The organism is Marisediminitalea oceani, assembly GCF_003731635.1.
Taxonomy (GTDB): domain Bacteria; phylum Pseudomonadota; class Gammaproteobacteria; order Enterobacterales; family Alteromonadaceae; genus Alteromonas; species Alteromonas oceani.
This window is the reverse complement of record NZ_RCUA01000005.1, coordinates 85181-106761: the sequence shown is the minus strand read 5'-3', so window position 1 is coordinate 106761 and position 21581 is coordinate 85181. Positions and strand designations below refer to the sequence as shown.

Annotated in this window: 21 protein-coding genes; 9 read left to right on the top strand and 12 right to left on the bottom strand. The window is 47.7% G+C overall.

Annotation, left to right across the window (positions count from 1 at the left end; genetic code table 11):
* Positions 1 to 20: 20 nt before the first annotated feature.
* A complete protein-coding gene (gene tnpC, locus D9T21_RS01380) occupies positions 21 to 1430 on the bottom strand; it encodes an IS66 family transposase (RefSeq protein ID WP_123323152.1) in 1410 nt (469 codons plus the stop codon).
* Positions 1431 to 1540: 110 nt separating this feature from the next.
* Here tnpC and D9T21_RS01375 point away from each other — a divergent pair, with 110 nt between their 5' ends.
* Positions 1541 to 2314 carry an NRDE family protein gene (locus D9T21_RS01375; protein WP_123323387.1) on the top strand — a complete coding sequence of 258 codons (774 nt, stop codon included), beginning with the start codon at positions 1541 to 1543 and terminating at the stop codon, positions 2312 to 2314.
* A gap of 205 nt (positions 2315 to 2519) precedes the next feature.
* Positions 2520 to 3716 carry an amino acid aminotransferase gene (locus tag D9T21_RS01370; protein WP_105933193.1) on the top strand — a complete coding sequence of 399 codons (1197 nt, stop codon included), beginning with the start codon at positions 2520 to 2522 and terminating at the stop codon, positions 3714 to 3716.
* 637 nt (positions 3717 to 4353) lie between these two features.
* Here D9T21_RS01370 and D9T21_RS01360 read toward each other — a convergent pair.
* From D9T21_RS01360 to D9T21_RS01330, 7 genes are all read right to left on the bottom strand, one after another.
* Positions 4354 to 4614 carry a hypothetical protein gene (locus tag D9T21_RS01360; protein WP_123323385.1) on the bottom strand — a complete coding sequence of 87 codons (261 nt, stop codon included), beginning with the start codon at positions 4612 to 4614 and terminating at the stop codon, positions 4354 to 4356.
* 45 nt (positions 4615 to 4659) lie between these two features.
* Complete coding sequence (locus tag D9T21_RS01355) at positions 4660 to 5478, bottom strand: alpha/beta fold hydrolase (protein WP_123323392.1); 819 nt, start codon at positions 5476 to 5478, stop codon at positions 4660 to 4662.
* Positions 5479 to 5660: 182 nt separating this feature from the next.
* Complete coding sequence (locus D9T21_RS01350) at positions 5661 to 6068, bottom strand: hypothetical protein (RefSeq protein WP_123323384.1); 408 nt, start codon at positions 6066 to 6068, stop codon at positions 5661 to 5663.
* A gap of 37 nt (positions 6069 to 6105) precedes the next feature.
* Positions 6106 to 6609 (bottom strand): alpha/beta hydrolase, encoded by a 504-nt coding sequence (locus D9T21_RS01345; protein ID WP_205664738.1) that lies wholly within the window; start codon positions 6607 to 6609, stop codon positions 6106 to 6108.
* A gap of 106 nt (positions 6610 to 6715) precedes the next feature.
* Entirely contained in the window at positions 6716 to 7081 is a 366-nt protein-coding gene (locus D9T21_RS01340) for a hypothetical protein (protein ID WP_123323391.1), read from the bottom strand.
* 201 nt (positions 7082 to 7282) lie between these two features.
* Positions 7283 to 10438, bottom strand: a complete 3156-nt coding sequence (locus D9T21_RS01335; RefSeq protein ID WP_123323383.1) for an efflux RND transporter permease subunit — start codon at positions 10436 to 10438, stop codon at positions 7283 to 7285.
* Between the two features lie 3 nt (positions 10439 to 10441).
* Positions 10442 to 11647 (bottom strand): efflux RND transporter periplasmic adaptor subunit, encoded by a 1206-nt coding sequence (locus D9T21_RS01330; protein WP_123323382.1) that lies wholly within the window; start codon positions 11645 to 11647, stop codon positions 10442 to 10444.
* A gap of 276 nt (positions 11648 to 11923) precedes the next feature.
* Between D9T21_RS01330 and D9T21_RS01325 the strand changes: the two genes are divergently transcribed.
* Positions 11924 to 12232, top strand: coding sequence for an isoamylase early set domain-containing protein (locus tag D9T21_RS01325; protein ID WP_123323381.1), 309 nt, complete (start codon positions 11924 to 11926; stop codon positions 12230 to 12232).
* Positions 12233 to 12286: 54 nt separating this feature from the next.
* Here the strand turns inward: D9T21_RS01325 and D9T21_RS01320 are convergent, their stop codons facing one another.
* Both D9T21_RS01320 and D9T21_RS01315 read right to left on the bottom strand, forming a co-directional pair.
* Positions 12287 to 13219, bottom strand: coding sequence for an electron transfer flavoprotein subunit alpha/FixB family protein (locus D9T21_RS01320; protein ID WP_123323380.1), 933 nt, complete (start codon positions 13217 to 13219; stop codon positions 12287 to 12289).
* Complete coding sequence (locus tag D9T21_RS01315) at positions 13216 to 13968, bottom strand: electron transfer flavoprotein subunit beta/FixA family protein (protein WP_123323390.1); 753 nt, start codon at positions 13966 to 13968, stop codon at positions 13216 to 13218. The genes D9T21_RS01320 and D9T21_RS01315 overlap by 4 nt, the downstream gene beginning before the upstream one ends.
* 262 nt (positions 13969 to 14230) lie before the next feature.
* On the opposite strand from D9T21_RS01315, the gene D9T21_RS01310 reads away from it, so the two are divergent.
* From D9T21_RS01310 to fldA, 5 genes are all read left to right on the top strand, one after another.
* On the top strand, positions 14231 to 15877 hold the full coding sequence (locus tag D9T21_RS01310) for an electron transfer flavoprotein-ubiquinone oxidoreductase (RefSeq protein WP_123323379.1): 1647 nt from the start codon (positions 14231 to 14233) through the stop codon (positions 15875 to 15877).
* 85 nt (positions 15878 to 15962) lie between these two features.
* Positions 15963 to 16358 carry an H-NS histone family protein gene (locus tag D9T21_RS01305; protein ID WP_105933184.1) on the top strand — a complete coding sequence of 132 codons (396 nt, stop codon included), beginning with the start codon at positions 15963 to 15965 and terminating at the stop codon, positions 16356 to 16358.
* Between the two features lie 38 nt (positions 16359 to 16396).
* Complete coding sequence (locus D9T21_RS01300) at positions 16397 to 17182, top strand: alpha/beta fold hydrolase (RefSeq protein ID WP_123323378.1); 786 nt, start codon at positions 16397 to 16399, stop codon at positions 17180 to 17182.
* 215 nt (positions 17183 to 17397) lie between these two features.
* Positions 17398 to 17622: a DUF2788 domain-containing protein gene (locus D9T21_RS01295; protein ID WP_070175106.1), complete on the top strand. Its 225-nt coding sequence runs from the start codon at positions 17398 to 17400 to the stop codon at positions 17620 to 17622.
* A gap of 32 nt (positions 17623 to 17654) precedes the next feature.
* A complete protein-coding gene (gene fldA / locus D9T21_RS01290) occupies positions 17655 to 18179 on the top strand; it encodes a flavodoxin FldA (RefSeq protein ID WP_123323377.1) in 525 nt (174 codons plus the stop codon).
* A gap of 73 nt (positions 18180 to 18252) precedes the next feature.
* Here the strand turns inward: fldA and D9T21_RS01285 are convergent, their stop codons facing one another.
* Complete coding sequence (locus tag D9T21_RS01285; protein ID WP_123323376.1) at positions 18253 to 18744, bottom strand: energy transducer TonB; 492 nt, start codon at positions 18742 to 18744, stop codon at positions 18253 to 18255.
* Positions 18745 to 18777: 33 nt separating this feature from the next.
* Entirely contained in the window at positions 18778 to 20784 is a 2007-nt protein-coding gene (locus tag D9T21_RS01280) for a methyl-accepting chemotaxis protein (RefSeq protein WP_123323375.1), read from the bottom strand.
* A gap of 350 nt (positions 20785 to 21134) precedes the next feature.
* Here D9T21_RS01280 and fur point away from each other — a divergent pair, with 350 nt between their 5' ends.
* Positions 21135 to 21560 carry a ferric iron uptake transcriptional regulator gene (gene fur, locus D9T21_RS01275; protein ID WP_105935779.1) on the top strand — a complete coding sequence of 142 codons (426 nt, stop codon included), beginning with the start codon at positions 21135 to 21137 and terminating at the stop codon, positions 21558 to 21560.
* The last annotated feature ends 21 nt before the right edge of the window (positions 21561 to 21581 follow it).

Below are 21581 nucleotides of genomic sequence, written 5' to 3'. Positions count from 1 at the left end.
CGTAACCGTTCACCAAGGCCCTATTGACAGGCAGCTTTAAAGTCGTTGAGCAGAGGATAGGTGGTTTTATTCAGCGTCGCAGCAAGTATTGCCCGGATCCATTTCAGAGGATTCAGCTTTTGTTTTCGGCAGGTTTCTACGATGGTGAGTATACGTTGTCTGAACAGTTCGCCCCGATGTGACCACACGCCATAGCTGCCTTTTCGCCACAGCACATAGCTTCGCAATGAACGCTCGGCTTCATTGTTAGTGAGAGGGACGCCATCGTGACTGAGGAATACCCAGCACATGTCATCGTGTTTTAGCAGTAGCTTACACCGGTTCTGATAGCGGGGAGTCACACAGCGTCTTGATGCCAGTTCAAGTTGCTCTCGCCAGGCGATGCGTAGTTTTTCCATCCGGTCCAGGTATCGCTTTTCACTTAGTGCGTTACTCTCATACCGGTGTTGCAGCCGGAACAGTATGCGAATGAGCCTGACTAACGTTGTTCCATAGGTTTTATTCGTACCCCAGCTTTCCGCCAGCGCATTCATGTTTCTTAAGATATGCGCCCAGCACAATTGACGGTGGTCTGAATCGATGTAGTGATAACCGGCATACTGGTCAGTAACAACAATGTTTTCCGGATTATCGCCGAGTAGTTTCTTTGCCGCCCAGGCGCCACGTGAGAAGTGCGTCATAAAGCATGATAATTCTGCTGTGCATACCTGCCACATCCAGCGGTTTTCGTTACCACGCTGATGACGGGTTTCATCGCAGTGCACCACCGCCTCAGTGCGCATCGTCTCTTTGATATCCTGATACGCTGGCGTCAGTACTGAACTAACCCGGCCCTGCGCTTCAGAGATAGCACCGCGACTGAACGATAAACCGAAGTTCTGTTCGAGCTGCTGCTGGATTTTACTGATACTCTGGTGAAACTGCCCCGACTGCATTGCCACATAGGCTAGCAGGTTATTTCCCATCTGCCCCTGATTCACGTTGTCAGGTAGCGTTGCTTTTACCGTTTTACTGCACTGACAACACTGGCCCTGATGCAACTGATGTTCGACTACAGAGAATGCCTGGCTGGGAATATCAAATACCTGATGCCGACGATAAGGGGAATCATTGATAGCAATGTCACCACCGCAAGCACAAGTATCGTCGGGATAATAGGTGCGCGTCTCATCAACGGTATCGGCCAGCATCCGCTTACTACCTTTATGGCCGGATTGCGCACCGCGCTTACGGCCCGTCGGCTTTTTAGCTGGCGCAGATGAAGCTACACTCGGACCATTAGAAGATGGCGGGCGCGATGAATTACGACTGTTTTGATTCAGTCGGTCTTCGAGGTCATTTAGCCTGTCCCAGAGTGTACTAATGAGCTCATTGGCATCATCGAGATTAGTAGCGACGGGTGGCTTTGTGGGCTGCTTTTTACGTGGCATGAAACCACTCTGACAGACTGGCGGGATCAATCAATAGGATCCCCACGATCATTGAAAATAAATATTACTAACTGTCAATAGGGCCCTGGTGAACGGTTACCACCAAAGCTATGTGTATTATTTTTGTTGCCGTTGAACAGCACAAAGACTATCCGCTCATTATTGCTGCTAATCGCGATGAGTTTTATCAGCGCCCTACCCAGCCAAGCCATTGGTGGGATGTGCCAGATACAATACTGGCCGGCAAGGATTTACAGGCCGGTGGCAGTTGGATGGGAGTCCACCGTAACGGCGATATTGCTGCATTGACCAATATTCGCAATCCTGCCCGTGAGCAACCTCAGGCACGCAGCCGTGGTGAGCTGGTGGTTAACTATCTCTCTCGCACAACCAGCGAAGCGCAATTTGAACAGCAGCTTAGCAAAAGTCGCGAAGCCTATAACGGCTATAATTTGCTGTACGGCAATGTTACCCGCCTGCAGGTGTATAACAATCACACTAACCGTTCTTCGCCGCTGGCTACGGGCTTTCAAGGCCTTTCCAACAGTGCGCTCAATACGCCCTGGCCCAAAGTAAGACGCGGCGTAACCAGGTTGCAGGAATACATCAGTTCGGCGACCACCCTAAACAAGGACGCCCTGTTTAACCTGCTTCAGGATAATACCCCGGCTGCGCAACACGAACTCCCGGATACCGGCGTACCGCTTGAATGGGAGCAGCGTCTGTCATCTATCTTTATTGCCTCACCTGAGTACGGCACGCGCAGCTCTACCCTGCTGCTGATTAATCATCGCCGTGAAGTCACCTGGATTGAGCAGGAATATGAACACGGCAAAAAGGTAGCCTCGCCCCGTGAGTTTCAGTGGAAAATTGTGCAGGAATAAGCGCTTTTCTATTCGAATTTGCAGCGGTTGATGGCATAATGCGCAGCCTGACTGGTTAACTCCCGTGCCAGCGGAAGATGATGAAGTGGTCTGACTGACAACAGTGTTGAGCAACAACACACGACCACCGTTGTTTGAGTTTGTGAAAGCCCAGGACTGTTCATAAACTTAGTAAACCGATTCCTGTACATTTAGAGGACATAACGTGTTTGAAGTGCTACCCCAACTTGCCCCGGATCCGATTCTTGGTTTGTCTGCTGCGTTTAAGCAAGATACTAACCCTAATAAAATTGACTTAGGTGTTGGCGTTTATAAAGACGAGCAAGGCAACACCCCTATTTTATCTGCGGTAGCCAAAGCGCAAACCATCTTACTTGAGCGCGAAAAGTCAAAAACCTATATCACCCCACAGGGTGTACAGGGTTTTATCGACGGTATGCTGGGCCTGATCCTGGGTGAAAAGAGCCCGGTATTGATGGCCGATCGCGTAGCAGCCGTGCAAGCGCCTGGTGGTTGCGGTTCATTACGCATTCTTGCCGAGCTACTGACTCGCGTTAATAAAGACACTAAAGTTTGGATCAGCGATCCGACCTGGGCTAACCATATCCCTTTAATGGGCAATGCCGGTTTAAGCCTGGAAACTTACCCCTACTTCGACAAAGCCACTGCTTCGATTCGCTTTGACGCGATGATGGACACTCTGCGCAAAGTTGAAAAAGGCGACGTGGTATTACTGCACGGTTGCTGCCACAACCCAACCGGAGCCGACCTCACCAAAGAGCAATGGCAACAAGTGGTAGAAGTAGCTAAAGAGCGTGAATTCCTGCCGTTCGTAGACCTGGCTTATCAGGGCTTTGGTGATGGCCTGGAAGAAGATGCCTATGGTGTTCGCCTGCTGTGTGAAAACCTGCCTGAAGTGATTATCGCCGCCTCGTGCAGCAAAAACTTCGGCCTGTACCGTGAACGTGTTGGCTTAGCGGCTATCGTTACCGCAGACAGCGCGACCAAGAAAATCGCCCAGGCGCAAATTCAGTCGGTTGCCCGTGGTATGTACTCAATGCCACCAAGCTACGGCGGTGCGCTGGTTGACATCATCTTATCCGACGTTGCCCTTAAGCAAGAGTGGGAAACCGAAGTTAATGAGATGCGTAACCGCATGTCTACTCTGCGTAGCTTGTTAGTTGAAAAACTGACCGCCAACGGCGCACAAAAAGACTTCAGCTTTGTAAACAACCAGAAAGGAATGTTCTCGTTCCTGTGTATCACTCCGGAACAAGTACAGAAGATGCGTAATGAGCACAGTGTTTACTTTGTTGATTCCAGCCGTGTTAACGTAGCAGGTATCAGCCAGGCAAACATCGACGATCTGGCCAAAGCCATGGTAGCTGTGATTAACAGCTAATCGCTGATAGTTAGTAAATACCAGAAAGCCCTGACTGTTTAGCCAGGGCTTTTTTATTATTCATCAATTATTTCTTTTACGAAGCGTTTCTAAAACCGACAAATATAGACCATAGAATAAACTAAGCCTCGCAAACGCGAGGCTTCAGTCTAACTTGGAAATTTTGTTTATTGAGATTCGCAATTATTTTTCTCACGAACGCCAAATAGTCCTAACCATAATAACAATAATGATATCGCCAGTTGCTTGGATAGATAAGAGTAATATCCCCGGTGTTCACCTTTAACAAAAGTAAATTTACCGTCGATTGCAACACTCGTGGCTGCTGTCTCATAAACGTTGTAAACAAAAGGAATTGACGCTAACAGAAAAAATATCCGTAAAGGCCATATGTACTTTTTATCAACGTGGTATTTAATCAACTTCAATCTACATCCCTGCTATTTACCACTTTTGATAAGATCATTGTATTTTATATTAGGTTTACAGATGCCGTTACTCATATTCAGGCTTATTCTAAAAAAACTATGACTGTATTATTAGTAAAAGTTGACTGTCCTTCTTATTCTAATAATCCTTGTATGCTGAATTGAGTTAAAGAATATTACTTATTTGGAATAAATGCCTAATAAATCACCTAATCACCACCAGAAGCAATATTTCCTGAAGAGCTGGCACCACCACCAAAATCCTTATTCCGGGATATTGGTTCATCCTGACTTTTGTTAAACTGCCATAGGCCTAAAGCGCCAATAATTGGCACGAGCCACGCCAGTATAATTTGCAGTACTTTTTGTGCTTTCGTCAGGTCATCCCGTCTGATTAGAAATACCGAAACGGCCAGACTTATAATCACGTACACTGCCAGTGAAACATAGATTATCAACGTGATACTCATCGACTACCTCCTTTTAAAACGGCATTGTCCTACTTTCTCTTTGCTCTAAGCTTTAAAGAATTCGATAATTTCTTTTGATAGCTGCGCAGGTGCTTCCTCTATCACCAGATGTCCGGCTTCGGGAATCGATTTAAGTTGAGCTCCGGATATCTTTTCCTGCAGAAGATAAGCCTGTTCAACGGGGATCCAAGTATCTTCTTCTCCCCATAAAATTAGTACTGGCGCAGTAACTTCATTGAAGCGTTGCTGGAATTCATCGGTAAATCTGGAGCTTGCCTGGGCGATTTGCCGGTAAAACGCAGATTTGCCTTGCTCTGAGCACCACGGAGCCAGAATGCCATCAATGGTTTCTTTGCTCAGTGGCTGATGCGCAGCGGTTTTAATGTAGGCCTCAACTATTGCCCGATGGATATAGTCAGGTACGCCGGCGAAAGCTTGTTCATGTGCTTCTACGTGTTTGAAAAACGGCGAGCCCCAGGGCGATAAGGCAACCGGGTCGATCACTACCAGCTTACGATACGGTCGCTGGTTAAGAATATGGTTTCGGAGCACTGTGGTACCGCCAAAGTCGTGGCCGACTACGTAGGGCAATTCCAGTTGCCAGTGGTCCATCAGGGCATCCAGCAAGGTATTCTGAATCCCCAACGATACGTCGGCATCACTTTTATCAGACTGGCCATAACCGAGTAAATCGAAGTAATGGACTTTAAAATGTGCTGATAAGTGATGTATCAAATGACGTAAATTAAATGACGACCAGGGCGTACCATGAACGATAACCAGCGGTTCACCCTCACCTTTTATACCGTACTTTACCGTACGCCCCTGAAACTCAAACTCATAAGGCAAAATCCAGTCATTCATAAGCATAACCTCCATGTTTAGATATCATTCACGTTTTAGTTATCAGCGCCTTCTCCCTACAACGACAAAGAGTATTCGGCAAAATAACTCTACAAGAATGGCCATCATAACCTCCTCAGCTCACTTGATGCTATTAATCATACGTAAGCCAAAACTACACTCTTGCAGGCTGTATCAAACCATTAGTCACTAAAGTGACAACGTGCTGCGTCTATTCGGATATTAACATGACTGCCTTCAGCCCTATCCGGCGCACTCATATCGAAGTGAATCGGTTTGCCCGCACGCAGAATCGATTTTAGTGAAGGTTGGGAACAAATAAATGCCAACAAGTGAGGTTTATATTCTCTGGCCGGCTCGGGTAGCCCCGTAGCGGTAATTTTAATACTCAACAGTTCGTGAGTGTCAGAATAATAACTCAGCCTGGTACTCACGTCCGGGATACCGAATACCGTATCGTGGAACATTGCATTTATGTTTTCAGCCTGTGCTTTGTCGCGATAGTAATAATAAACACTGCTAATCACAAAGATAACAAAGGCGATGCCAAGCCTGGTCAACTGTTGTTGCTTTGAGAGTTCCCTGCGCATTCTAACTCACTATCCATAACCTGTGAGGAAGCTGCAATCACGACTGATCGGTCAGACGCTCAAATAAAAACTGTTTAAAGAGTACCCCAACCGCTTTCAGGGAGTCATTTAAACGATGATCGCCGGGAATCAGATGTAGCGTGATATTCAGCTGTTTAGCGAAGTTTAAAATATTTTCCGCCGGGATAATTTCGTCCTGCCAGCCGTGAACGCAGGTTACCGGACAGGAGACCGGATAGGATTGTACCTTGTAGCCAGGCATTGCCACGGCAGGCGCCAGCAAAAACACTCCACGTACTTTATGCTGTAAAGCCGTAACCAAAGACACATATCCGCCCATGCTGGAACCCACCAGTAACACTTCGGGATCGTCCTTGGGGATAGATTGCATCAGCCTTTCTACCCTTTTTTCCGGATCCAGGGTGTCGCTGTAGTCAATACTTTGGATCTGACAGCCCATTTCTTCAGCGATGTTTGCCAGAAACCGTATTTTGGTTCCCCACGGGCCACTTTCTTTACCGTGTGAAAAGATAACTTTCACGCACAACTCCTTATCTAGAAGCGTGATTATCCGATATTACGGATAAATAACAATGGTATTTATCTTACATTATACGGTTTTAGTAACAAATTTATGAAACCCAGCTTCAGGCAGCGGTAGCCCAATCTTTTAAGTAGTGACGTTGCACCAGCGACTGTAATTTCTTGCAGGCCTTCACATACTTACTATCCCGCTGGTAGTAAACCTGCTCAATAATCTGGCCGTTTTCGTCAATCAAAAAGCTGGCTAAGCGGGCCTTACGGTGAGGCAGATAAAACTGGTGCAGCGATAAACGGCGGCTCACCGGTAAATTGGCAATGATCTGATAAAAACAAAACGGCAGCTTCATAGTAGTGGCGCGGCTGTCACCGCCGTAAAGATCCAGTACCTGCTGAAAAGCGTCATGCCCCTCGCCCACTGAAATACCAAAGCGTTCAATTAAGTTATCAATTGTTTTTAAACCTGTGTTCATCACAATACCCTCAAATACTGTATAACCAAACAGTACTGTATAATTTATCAGCATTCAAGCTTTTTGTGATTTATTTTAAACCGGTTTATTTTAAACAGAGTGATTTTGCAGACTACAGCCTGAATTAAAAACGCCGGTCAGGTTTCCCTGCCGGCGTTTGTTTAACTACCAAATGTGGCACACATGGAGCGCCCGTAGCGACTATTTGGATATCATCCCTTCAGATGGCTCAGTAGCCAGTGCCGAGCGCTTATTTCTGGTCAGGCCATTTTTAATGTCATCCAGAATAACGTACAGCGCGGGCACCAATAGTAAGGTGATCACCGTGGCAAACAAGATACCAAACGCCAGGGATATGGCCATTGGGATAACCACCTGCGCCTGCAGACTACGTTCAAACATTATCGGTACCAGGCCCATGAAGGTGGTCAGAGAGGTAAGAATAATCGCTCTGAACCGCTGCGTACCTGCACTAATTGCCGCATCCATCAGGCGGTGGCCCTCCTGCCGTGCGCGGTTAACAAAATCAACCATGATCAGGCTGTCGTTAACCACCACGCCCGAGAGCGCGATAATGCCGCAAATCGACAATACACTGACTGCATGGCCCAGCATCAGGTGGCCCAGTATTGCCCCTACGATACCAAAAGGGATCACCGACATAATGATCAACGGTTGCGTATAAGAACGTAACGGAATCGCCAACAACGCATAAATAGCAAACAGGGCAAATAGTAAGCCCTGGGCGAGCGATGTCATGGCTTCCATCTGTTCACGGGAGTTACCTTGCAGTTTAAACTCCACCCGTGGGTACTTTTTCATGATTTCCGGAATGACCCGGGTGATCATTTCCATGGTGACTTCGTTAGGTTCGGCAATGTCTTTATCTACCGCAGCCGAAACCGTTACCGAACGCTGGCCGTCTACCCTGATAATTGAGTCGTACCCTTTGCCCAGTTCGATATCTGCCACCTGTTCAAACGGCACATCTTGACCCGCCGGCGAACGCACCCGCATGGTTTCAAGGTGGCCAATGGAATTACGTTCTTCCTTGGGATAACGCACCATCACTTTTACTTCTTCGTCGTCACGCTGTACGCGCTGAACTTCGGCCCCATAAAAACCGTATCGCACCTGCTGCCCCAGTTGCTGTAAGGTAATACCAAGGGCTTCTGCCTGCGGTTTTAACTGTAACTGAATTTCATCGGCTCCACCGGCGAAGGTATCGTTAATATCAGACACCCCGTTGTATTCGGCCAGTGCAGCTTTAACGTCCTTACTGATGAGTTCGAGCTGAGTAATATCACTGGAACTGAATTCAAAGCTTAAGTCTGAGCCGCCGCCCGGGCCGCCCGGTGCATTAAAATTCAGGGTTTTCACGCCCGGAATTTCCGGCATAAACTCACGCCAGCGGCGCTGAATTTCGGTATCGGTAACTTCCCGTGATTCTCCTTTACTCAGCTCGGCAAACACCTGACCACCCAGCGAGCCCTGATCGAAGGCTACCGCATGGCTAATCACGCCTGAACCGGTTTCCCGCGTGAGTTGTTCATCCATCCGATACATCGCATCCAGCAAAGTATCCATTGCTTTATCACGCTGCGACAACGATGAACCCGGCTCCAGCTCCACCGAAGCCATTACAAAATCACTTGGAATGGTAGGGAAAAAGACAAACCGCACCCAGTCACCCTTAAACATGCCGTAAGTTAAAATCAGCATGCTGACAAAAGCAGCCAGCGTCACATAGCGGGCTTTTACCGCTTTAACTAAAAACGGCGCGTAAATGTTTTTAATAAACGATTTAATGCCTTCACTGAAAAAATCGCGGAAACGCTGAAAACGGTTAGCTTTCGCCGGATCGTAAGGCTTGAGGCGCATGTGCGCCAGGTGAGCCGGCAGGATAAGCTTTGACTCGATGAGTGAAAAGGTCAGGCACACGATGACTACCAGCCCAATGGTTTTCCATATCACCCCAAACGGACCAGACACCATCAGCATCGGCGAAAAAGCAGCAATGGTAGTAAGTACCCCGAAGGTGGCCGGCATGGCGACCTTTTTTACACCGGCAATAACATTATCTGTGCTATGCCCTTTGGCATCGATTTCTGAATAGGCAGATTCCCCCATAATAATGGCATCATCCACCACTATCCCCAGCACCAGAATAAAGGCAAACAAGCTGAGCATGTTAATAGAAACGCCCAGGCCTTCCATGGGCAATACCATCAGCGTGCCTAAAAAGCACACCGGCAGCCCCACCATTACCCAGAATGCGAGTTTAATTTTGAGAAACAGGGACAGTACCAAAAACACCAGCACCCCACCCCAGAACATGTTTTCCAGCATCATGTTAAGGCGGTCGGCCAGGTAGAACGACGAATCGCCCCAGGCATCGGCTCTAATATGCGCCGGAAAGTCCTTTTTATTTTTCTCCAGGTACTGATTCACTTCTTTAGAGATTTCCAGCGCGTTCTGGTCGCCCACGGCTTTTACCCGCACGTTTACCGCTGGCTGGTTATCAAACATGGCATACTGGGGATCTTCTACAAAGCCGTCATCAATAGTGGCAATATCACCCAGCGTCAGGCGCGAGCCGTCAGCGCGGGTTAACAGCACAATCTGCGCAAACTCCCAGCCGGTGTATGCCTGGCCTTTAGTTCGCAGCAGAATATTGCCGTTATCCGATTTGATCGCACCGCCGGGTAAATCAACCGACGACTGACGTACCGCATTTACGACCTCAGAAAAGGTTAAATCGTATTTCTGCAGCGTGTATTCCGACATTTCGATAGAAATTTCATAGTCGCGATCGCCCACCACCTGAACATTAGATATTCCCGGCAAATTGGCAACATCATCACGCAGGTTCTTGGCAAACTCCTTTAATTCGCGTTCGCTGGCGTCGCCGTACACCGCAATCCACAGTACGTCCTGCTGGAACTTGGTACGATAAACAATTGGCTTCTCGGTGTTACCGGGGAAACTGGGAATGGCGTCGACCTGAGATTTTACCTCATCGAGGACCACCTGAACGTCGTAGTCTTCTTCTACCTCGATAGTAACCGAGCCCATCCCTTCGGTGGCAGTCGAGGTGATCTGTTTAATGCCGTCGAGATCTTTAATCGCATCTTCAACTTTTAACAGAACACCTTCTTCTACTTCCTGTGGCGCAGCGCCAAGATAAGGCACCCGCACCGAAATAATGTTCACCTCAAAATTGGGAAACACCTGCTTTTGAATACCGAATGCCCCAAATACGCCGCCGATGAGCAAGATCCACATCAGCAGGTTGGCCGCCACGCTGTTGCGGGCAAACCAGGCTATCAGGCCTTTATGCGTGTTATATGCTTGCATGGCTTATGCTCCGGTATCTAACGCAGCATCTTCATCGGCTACGTCCTGTTCTGCAGGATCCTGCTCAGGCAAACGCACCGGCATACCATTATACGGATTAGGAACAGCGCTACGTACTACCTTGTCGCCGTCGCGCAAACCGGCCGAGATATACACCGACTCCGGGCTGGAGCGGGCAATATCTACCTGTTTTATTTGCAGTTCGTTATTCTCGTCGGCCACCAGAACGGTGCCATCAAGGCGCAGTAAACTGCGTGGGATCACAATTAACGAGCGTGCGTCGGTCCCGCTGATTACGGCTTGCACAAACTGGCCAAAGCGCAGTGGTACGCTAAACTCGCTGTTATCCCGCAGGTACGGATCGCGTACTTCAACAACTGCGTAAATCAATCGGTTAGTGGTATCCAGCACCCCTTCACTACGCACCAGCGTGCCCTGCCACTGCTGAAACTTACCACCTACCATAGCGCTTAGCGTAACCGGGTTACGGTGGGAAATACCGCTTTCAAGATCAATAAAAGCCAAATCCGCATCGGTGAGCGGTAAGCGCACTTCGGCCACCTCGGTAGAATACAGCTCACCTACCAGGGCGCCGGTACCTACAAACTGGCCCAGATCGGCGTTACGCTCAATCACAATGCCATCATACGGGGCAATTACCTGAGTCCGCTCAAGGTTACGTTGTGCTCTGGCCAGCTTGGCTTTAGCGGCTTTTACATTGGCTTGCTCTTTGGCCAGCTGAGGCTTACGCAAACCAAGCTCAGGCGGAACTACACCATTCACCGAACGCCATTCTTCAGCGGCCACTTTACCGCGGGCGATTTCTTCCTGCAGTGCCGCTTCGGCCTGTGCCAGTTCGGCCTCAGCCAGGCTCAGATCAGTTTGATAGTCATCTTGTTCCAGGGTAAGCAGTACGTCGCCTTTGTTAAAGAAACCACCCACCACAAAGTTGTCGGCGATTTCCACTACCCGGCCACTCACCTGGGTGGCAATACTTGTTTTGTGCTTGGGTTGTACGTTGCCCTGACTGGTGACCGTAAACTCCACATGCTCGGTGTAAACCGGCTGTGCATCAACTAAAAACGCCAGCTCTTCTACTACTTTTTTCTCCGGCGGTTTTTTCGACAGGATCATAATACCGGCTGCGATAAGCGCCAGGCCCAGTAATAAAATCGGCAGCGCCGACCTGATTAAAGACGATAACTTCATTAATGTGCCACTCTGGTTGTCTGCTGATCTACGCCAGCCTGCTAAACATAAACTTTTCTAACGCTAATATTACGGAGTAAGCCGGGTAAACGCCTTATTTCTTTTGTTAATAAATGTGTCGATTTATTAAGACGATTGTTGCTTTGGTAACTTTTGCTTTTAATAAACGGTATTGCCGTTAATTTGTGACCACATTTCGAACAAAAGCGCTTGAAACGGTGATAATTTGAGCGTAACTTGTAATTTAATTACAGATTGTTGAGCAGGAGAAAAACAATGAGTCTGAAAAAGCAATATTTAAAATCCAAACCTATCTGCAAAGTAACTTTCAAGCTAAAAGCCAGTGAAGCCAATAATGCCGGCACTGCCAAGCTGGTGGGCGATTTTAATGCATGGGATATCCAGGCTGAACCGATGAAAAAGCTCAAAAACGGCGATTTCACCCAAACGGTTAATCTGCCTGCTGAAGCGGAATATCAGTTCCGTTATTTGCTGGACGACGAAAGCTGGGAAAACGACTGGGAAGCGGATGCTTATTCGCCTTCACCGGTGAGTTTTGACGACAATTCAGTCGTTCGGGTATAACTAAAAGGCCCGGCAGACAGCCTGCCTGCCGGGCCTATTTGACTGGCTCAGCCCTTAGCTGCCCAGCGCGCTTTCGATTTCCGGTAATGCATCAAACAGGTCTGCTACCAAGCCGTAGTCTGCTACCTGAAAAATAGGCGCTTCCGGATCCTTGTTGATGGCAACAATCACTTTGGAGTCTTTCATACCCGCTAAGTGCTGGATGGCTCCGGATATGCCTACCGCAATGTAAAGCTGTGGCGCAACAATCTTACCGGTTTGCCCTACCTGCATATCGTTAGGTACAAATCCGGCATCAACAGCCGCCCGGCTAGCTCCTACGGCAGCTCCAAGCTGGTCGGCAATCCGCTCCAACATGGCAAAGTGTTCACCATCCTGCATACCGCGTCCACCTGAAATGACGATGTCTGCAGCCGTCAATTCAGGGCGGTCTGACTTGGTCATCTCATCACTTTCAAAGGTTACCTGAGTGTTTTCGATTACCGTATCGAGGGTTTCAACAGAAACACTGTTACCTTCTTGTGCAGCATCAAAGGCCGAAGCACGAACCGTAATCACCTTTACTGCGTCGCTACTTTGTACCGTCGCGATAGCATTACCGGCGTAAATAGGCCGCACAAAGGTATCTGCGCTTTCAATGCCAATGATATCGGATAGCTGCACCACATCGAGTAACGCCGCTACCCGTGGCATAAAATTCTTGCCGGTAGTGGTAGCCGCTGCCAGAATATGGGTATACCCCTCAGCGATATCGAGTAGTAAATCGGCGGTGTTCTCAGCCAGTTGATGTGCGTAGGCCGGACTGTCTGCCAGCATGACACGTTTTACGCCGGCTATGGAAGCCGCTTGTTCGGCCACTGCCGCGCAATCTGATCCGGCTACCAGAATATGGATATCGTCACCTAGCTGGGTGGCAGCTGTTACCAGTTTGTGCGTTTCCGATTTAAGGTGGTTGTTATCGTGTTCTGCGTAAATCAGTATGCTCATGAGATCACCTTTGCTTCGTCGCGAAGTTTTGTCATCAGTTCGGCCACTGTTTCTACTTTTACACCTGCACTTCTGGCCGGTGGTGGCGTTACTTTCAAGGTTGTCACCCGTGGGGTAATGTCCACGCCCAGTTCGTCGGTACTCATCACCGCCAGCGGTTTACGTTTGGCTTTCATGATATCCGGCAATTTTGCATAACGTGGTTCATTTAAGCGTAAATCGGTAGAAACCACCGCAGGCATGCTAAGTTTCAGGGTTTGCAATCCACCGTCGATTTCGCGGGTCACTTTCAGGCTGTCGCCCTCCACTTCCACTGCCGAGGCAAAAGTCGCCTGAGGCATTTTGGTTAATGCAGCCAGCATCTGACCGGTCTGGTTATTATCAGAATCGATGGCTTGTTTACCAATAATGACCAGGCCCGGTGATTCCTGCTCTACCAGGCGGGCCAGAATCTTGGCAACCTGTAGCGACTCAGGAAACGTTTCGCATTCCACATGTATACCGCGGTCTGCACCGAGCGCCATGGCATTACGGATCTGCTCCTGACATGCCTTAGGGCCAATGCTAACGGCAACAATTTCTGTTGCGATACCTTTTTCTTTTAATCTGACCGCCTCTTCCACTGCTATTTCGCAAAAAGGATTCATGGCCATTTTAGCGTTGGTTAGATCCACATCGGATTGATCGGATTTTACCCGCACTTTTACGTTGTAATCGATTACCCGTTTTACCGGCACCAGTATTTTCATATAAGCCTCTTTCATCCTTTACGGTTTAGTCTGCTTAGATCGTGCTCCAATAACTATGGCACTTTAATGACAGCAACTGTCAATTTGACGTAACAACACTTTTGCAACATCTTTAGCATAAAATTTACTTGCAGTTGACGTTAACGTCAACCTGGTTTAGTTTGACGCAACGCAATAAAAGCCATGAAAGTGGCAAATATGGTTGCCAGTTAACGCCCCTACAGAGAACAATAAAACTAATCAGACTATGAGGAGAAAGGCCGTGGAAAGAGAATCAATGGAGTTTGACGTTGTGATTGTTGGCGCAGGTCCATCGGGCCTCGCCACCGCTATCCGACTGGCTCAACAGGCTGAGCAGTCAGGCACTGAGTTATCCATCTGTATCGTCGAGAAAGGTTCAGAAGTAGGCGCTCATATTCTTTCCGGTGGCGTGATGGAAAGCGCGGCCCTCAGCGAACTCATTCCCGACTGGCAGGAAAAAGGCGCTCCCCTTAATCAACCGGTAACCGAGGATGCCACGTATCTGTTACGCAGCGAGAGCGCCAGTATCAAGCTACCGGATCTGATTACACCTAAAACCATGCACAATAAAGGTAACTATATTGTCTCACTTGGGAATCTGTGCCGCTGGCTCGCTGAGCAGGCCGAAGGCATGGGCATTGAAATATTCCCTGGTTTTGCGGCCGCAGATGTCCACTACAACGACGATGGCAGCGTGGGCGGTATTATTACCGGCGATATGGGCGTCGCTGCTGATGGCTCTGAAAAAGACAGCTACATGCCGGGTATGTTACTTAAAGCAAAATATACCGTGTTTGCCGAGGGGTGCCGTGGTCATTTGGGTAAAACTTTGATTGAAAAGTTTGCGTTGGATAAAAATGCCACAGCACAACATTATGCCATTGGATTTAAAGAAATCTGGCAGGTCGATCCAGCAGTACATCAACCTGGTCTGGTTGTCCACACCGCTGGCTGGCCATTAACAGAAGCCTCCGGAGGCAGTTATTTATATCATGCCGAAAATAATCAAATTTATGTTGGTTTAATTGTCGATTTAAATTACGACAATCCGTTTTTAAGTCCCTTCGATGAATTTCAGCGCATGAAACATCACCCGCTGTTTGCTCAATATTTAAACGGCGGTGAACGCGTAGCTTATGGTGCGCGGGCAATTACCAAAGGCGGCTTTAATTCGTTACCGCAAATGGCTTTTCCGGGTGGTTGCCTGGTAGGTTGTAATGCCGGAACGTTAAATTTTTCCAAAATTAAAGGCATTCATACTGCAATTAAGTCGGGCAAAATGGCCGCAGAAGTTATTTTTAATCAAATTAACCAAGCGACCAACACAGACTTTTGTACAGAATTTAACCAAGCCTATCAGCAAAGTGATTTAAGAAATGAACTTTTTAAAGCACGGAACTTTGGTCCGGCCCTGCATAAATTTGGCAATTTACTGGGAGGTGCGTTTAATACGCTGGAACAAAATATTTTTAACGGCAATCTTTTTGTGACATTAAAAGATACTGATGCTGACTATAAAAAATTAAAATCTGCCGCCCAGTGCCAGCCAATAAACTATGAAAAGCCGGATAATAAACTCAGTTTTGATAAATTATCATCGGTGTATTTAGCCAATACCAGTCACGACGAGGACCAACCCTGTCACCTGCAGTTAAAAGACCCGGAAATACCGGTAAAGGTTAATCTGCCAAGTTACGCGGAACCAGCACAACGCTACTGCCCTGCTGGTGTATACGAGATAGTTGAGGGTGACGACAAGCAACCGCAGTTTCACATTAATGCGGCCAATTGCGTACATTGTAAAACCTGTGACATTAAAGATCCGGCACAAAATATCCGCTGGGTGGTACCCGAAGGCGCCAGTGGTCCTAATTATCCGAATATGTAATTCGTTTATTGTTTTAAATATAATTTTGAAAAAGCACGAGTTTAAATTAGAATTGTCATAGTTTTTAAACACAGGCAGATAATTAATGAGTGAGTTTTTAGAAATTTTAACTCATGGACGACGTTTACAAGGTGCCGTAAAGGATTTATCGGTAGAAGAGTTGACGAGTGTTCAGGAAAAGCTGAATAACATTATCGAAAAAAGAAAAGAGCAGGAAGCTGAATTAATTAAAGCCCAGCAGGAAAAACTTGCTAAGCTTGAAGAAATTAAAAAACAAATGGAAGAAGCTGGCATTGATGTAGCCGATTTACAGGATGTGGCAGAAACTAAGCCAAAACGTAAATCCGGTAAAAAACGTCCGGTTAAATATAAAATTACCGTTGATGGTGAAACTGTCGCCTGGACCGGCGTAGGCAGAATGCCGGTAGTATTTAAAGATGCCCTTGCAAAAGGTCAGTCTTTAGAAGATTTCGCAATTTAATCTTTAATAGCGGGGACCTTCCCCGCTTTTTTATTTACATGTCAATATCACTTAATTTTGAGCAGTATCACTGCGATAAGCAAAATGCCCCCTGGGTTGTTTTGATTCATGGTTTGTTTGGTAATCTGGATAATTTAGCCGCACTCAGACGCCACCTTACAGACTCCTTTAATGTTATCGCTATCGACTTACCGGACCACGGTGAATCGCCTTGGGTAGACACCTTTACCCTGGCAGACTGCGTTAGCGCGCTGATCCAGGTACTGGATGAACAGCACATTGATAAGTGTCATGTTGTGGGCCATTCGCTGGGTGGCAAAGTGGCTATGCTCACCGCGCTCACCCATCCGGGCCGGGTCGATAAACTGGTGCCCATGGATATTGCTCCGGTAACCTACCCGCCTCATCACCAATCGGTATTTGCCGGACTCAAAAAGGTTGATCTCAGTGCCATAAGCGGACGTAAAGACGCAGACAGTGTGATGCAAACTGAGATTAAAATCCCCGGGGTCAGGCAGTTTTTGTTAAAGAGCCTCTATCAGGATGATGGTGGCCAGTGGCAATGGCGCTTTAACGTAGCAGGTCTGGAAAAAGACTACGCCAACGTAGGCGGTTTCTCTGCTCCGGACAATGCACGCTTTGAAGGTAGTGTGACATTTATTAAAGGTGGCGAGTCAGACTACATTACCCGGCAACATCAGGCAGTTATCGGCAAGTACTTCCCTAACGCTAAAGCCAAGATTGTTGAAGGTGTTGGTCACTGGTTACATGCCGAGAAACCGCAGGTAGTCAACGGGTTGGTCGAACGTGCGTTAACGTCCTGACCATCAATTTTGTAAATGATAAACATTTGCATTTAAAAAAGACCGGTTGTGATATACTCCGCGCCAATCAGATTGTAACAGCTGGCAGGCTGCGGAAGTTGTCATTCTGAGTTGCCGGCACGTTGGCCGCACTGACACAAAAGTCAGTAAGAATGCCTGCGATAGCCACATTACTGTGGTATAGTTTGCGCGCGAAAATACAGTAAAGGTTTTTTATGCTTGCGAAGTATTACGAACAAATAGAATCTATCATGCTCGATTTAGGGCTGGTGATATTGTTTGTTCTGATGATTTTTGCCGTCCATGACGTATTGAAAAAGAACGATGTTCCCATGATTGGCCGGGTTGTCGCCTATGGTGTTCTGGGTCTGGGAGCCATGGGTTTTATTGCAAAAGGGATTATCCAGCTGTTCTGGCAGAGCAGCGGCGTATCCGGATAACCATTTTCAGAGTAAGTAGATAGAGGTTAGATATGGCAAGTGTTGGCCTGTTTTTTGGTAGCGACACTGGCAATACAGAGCATGTTGCCAAGTTAATTCAAAAAGAATTGGGTAAGAACCTGATTGACGTTCACGACATTGCAAAGAGCTCTAAAGAGCAGATTGCAGAGTTTGATTTGCTGATCTTCGGTATTCCTACCTGGTATTACGGCGAAGCCCAGTGTGATTGGGATGATTTCTTCCCTGAGCTGGAGCAAATTGATTTTACCGACAAACTGGTAGCCATCTTTGGTTGTGGAGATCAGGAAGATTACGCAGAGTATTTCCTTGATGCCATGGGTATGGTGCGTGACATCGTTGAAGCCCGTGGTGCTATCCTGGTAGGTCAGTGGTCTACCGACGGTTACGATTTTGAAGCCTCTAAAGGCATGGCCGATGACACCCATTTTGTGGGTCTGGGTATCGACGAAGACCGTCAGCCAGAACTCACCGACGAGCGTGTTCGTGCCTGGTGCCATCAGTTAAACGAAGAGCTTTGTTTAGCCGAACTGGCTTAAAGGCGGCTGAGATCAAAAAACGCAGGTTTAACCCTGCGTTTTTTTGTGCCTGTAAAATGCTAACCTGTGAGGTTTAACCCCGGCTAACCCTCATCCCTACCGAAGCAATAATATCACTGCCGGAACACTCTGTTTTACTGGCCAGTGTTTCCAGTTGGCATTGCCCCGAACCATCTTCAAGACAAAACTCAAAACGGGTCTGGGTTTTAACCGGCTTGTCTAAAATGCCAGCCGGCATAGCCGACCACTTCCACTTTGCGACCACCTGTTCTGCTTCCTTGGCAAAGTATCGGCTGCTCGACTCCACTACACGTATATCGGTTACAGTGTTATCTGGCTTTATTACATACTCAACGGTGGCGCATCCTGTATTCGCTGCCATAGCTTCTTTCTTTGGATAACGGGCAGGAAAACGTTCGAGCGCCTGCCACTCAGGCATAGCCAACACATCGGTGCTTAGTGGTAGTTGGTCATATTCACTTGTGGCGGGAGTCGTAGCAGGCTCAGTGGCGCCGCAGGCCGCTATAAAGCCGGCGGCAAACACCGTTAAAATTGCATTTTTCATTTTTCTTCCCTGAAAACTCTCGTTTAATTTAAACTAAAGTCTAAACTTCGATACCGCCCTTTTCAAGTCAGCAATTTCCACGTCAATTTTCGAGGTTGACTCATTAGCCCGCTCCGTACTGTGAGCGCTGAGCTCGGCCAGTTCAACAATACGCTGTAAACTGCCGGCAACATCAGCAAGCAGCGCATCCTGTCGCTCGGTATCGGTAACGATCTCGCGGTTAATCCGGCTCAGCTCCTGAATAATCACCGAAATTGACGCAACCTGTTCAGTAACCTGCTCGGTAGTTTTAGCGCCTTGTTGCGCCTGCTCGCGACCTGTATTGATAGTTTGCACCGCCTGATGGGCATCCTTTTGTAAGCTGCCGATCATGGCTTCAATTTCTTCAGTGGAGTTATGCGTACGGTTTGCCAGGGTTCTGACTTCGTCAGCTACCACCGCAAATCCCCTGCCCTGTTCGCCGGCACGGGCGGCTTCGATAGCGGCATTCAACGCCAGCAAATTGGTTTGCTCAGCAATGGTTTTAATCACATCCAGAATACTGCCGATATTACGGCTGTTTTCGTCGAGACGATGAACTACCTGCGCTGAAGCTTCGGCCTGACGGGCTTGTTCGAGAACCTGCTGACGGTTATTTTCAGCCAGTGCGGCAATGCTCTGACTCTGCTGTTCCACCTGACTCAGTTTTTCCATGGCAGTCGTGATCTGGCTGAGGTTATGATGACTGGTTTCCCGCACATGATCGGTATTGGTAGCAGTGGTCTGTACCTGCTTGCGTTGTTCGCCCACCTGTTGCAGGCTTTCCTCGCCCAGGGCAATGCTCGATTTAGTCACCTCTTCAAGGCGGTGTTCCTGGGACAGGATATTGCCCACCAGGCTACGCAGACTCTCGGTCAGCGCATTGATTTTGGATGCCAGTGCAGCAAATTCATCGCTGCCGTTATCGTCCAGCTTACGGGTGAGATCGCCCTGACTCAGTTGGGTCAGACCGCGATTAATTTTCACCAGCGGGCGGGCGATGCTGCGGGTAGTAATAACAGCCAGAACCACCGCTGCAATTAAGCCAATGACAAAGACCGCACCGGTTTTAACTAACGCGCCCATTACGGTGTCCAGGATCTTCTGCTGCGCATTCAGCGTACTGGTATTAATTTGTCCGTACAGTGATTCAATCGAGGACTGCGCAGTATTCAGTGCAGCTCGCGCGGCTTTCTGACGCGCGCCACTTTCGCTGGTAAACGCCAGCTTTTGCTTTTGCATCCATACCAGCCCGTTATCGCCGGTGAGTTCAGCAATAAATGCCTCATACTGCTCATTAAACATGGCTACCGTGCCCTGGGTATCCACGGTTTCAGCCAGGCGGTTGAGGTAATCCTTATCAACTTCCAGGTTACTGATTTGATAAGCCAAATCTTCTTCAATCAATGCTGTTGCATCGGCTTCGCGGCTGTTAACCAGATCTTCAATGGCCGTATTCATGGTGAGCAATTTGTTGTCGATATTATTGCCGGTACCGATTACTGTTTCGATGCCCGGATCGCTAGTGTCGAGATAGCCCAGATCGAGCATCAAAGCACTGGCTTCATCGGCAATCATCAGTACCTTTTCGGACTGTTCGGCAATCCGTTGCTCAAACATAAGCTGTTGCTCCAACGCTTCGTACATGCCATGACTTTGCTCAACATACTCCTGACTGGCTTCTATGGCCTGAGTGGCTTGCTTGTCATTGCCCAGCAGTTTAGCCAGTTCGTCGAGGCCGCGTACAAAGGTTTCAGAGCGATCGGCAAAGGTCGACTTACTGTTTTGTAGTTCAGGCAACGAATTCACGTGATAACCATTGGCGGTAATCGTGGCCAGCGTGAGTATTTGTGTATTGACCTCGTTCATCAACGTTTGCACCGGCATCTTTTCTTCGATGACGTCTTCGGCGGAGGTTTGGATACCGGATAATCCCCAATAGGAAAGAATACTGGTAATTAACAATAAACAACCAAAGGATGCGAATCCCAGAATGATTTTATTAACGACTGTTAAGGGCATTAGTATTCCTGTTTGCAGCACGGCAATCTTAGTATAGCAGTGCTGAGGTTAGTGACTTCCGGCGCAACATACCTCTTAATCGGCCTCATTATAAGAAGACTTAAGTTTAAGATTTTACCGGAACGTCAAATCGATGAGTCAGCATGGTCTGGAAAACCCGCAGCGATGCAAACGTTAAAACTTGCACCATCTCATTCACATTATTTTAAATATAGTCTACACCCTATACGTTTAAGCCCAAAATAGACATTATTTATAGAAATCACCATTTTCTATGCCCTGTTAGGCTTTCAAATCTGCTCAAGTTACCTATAATAGCGAGAAATTCGCATCCCAGATGTAGGCACCCAATGGACCAAAATAAAGAATTAAAGAAAGCCGGCCTCAAAGTTACCTTGCCTAGATTAAAAATCCTGCAAATTTTGCAGGAGCCAAAGAATCAACACATCAGCGCAGAAGACGTGTATAAGATTTTGATCGAACAAGGTGAAGAAATCGGTCTGGCTACCGTGTACCGGGTTCTCAATCAGTTTGACGATGCCGGCATTTTAAATCGCCATCATTTTGAAGGCGGAAAATCGGTATTTGAAATAAGCCATAAAGAGCATCATGACCATTTGGTATGCCTGAAATGTGGCAAGGTTATCGAATTCGAAGATGATCTGATTGAACAGCGTCAGGAACAAATCGCTAAAGACAACAAGATGAAATTAACCCATCACAGTTTGTACCTTTACGGCGAATGTACCGACGAAAACTGTGAAAACCTCGATTAAACGTACAAAAGGAGTCTGAAA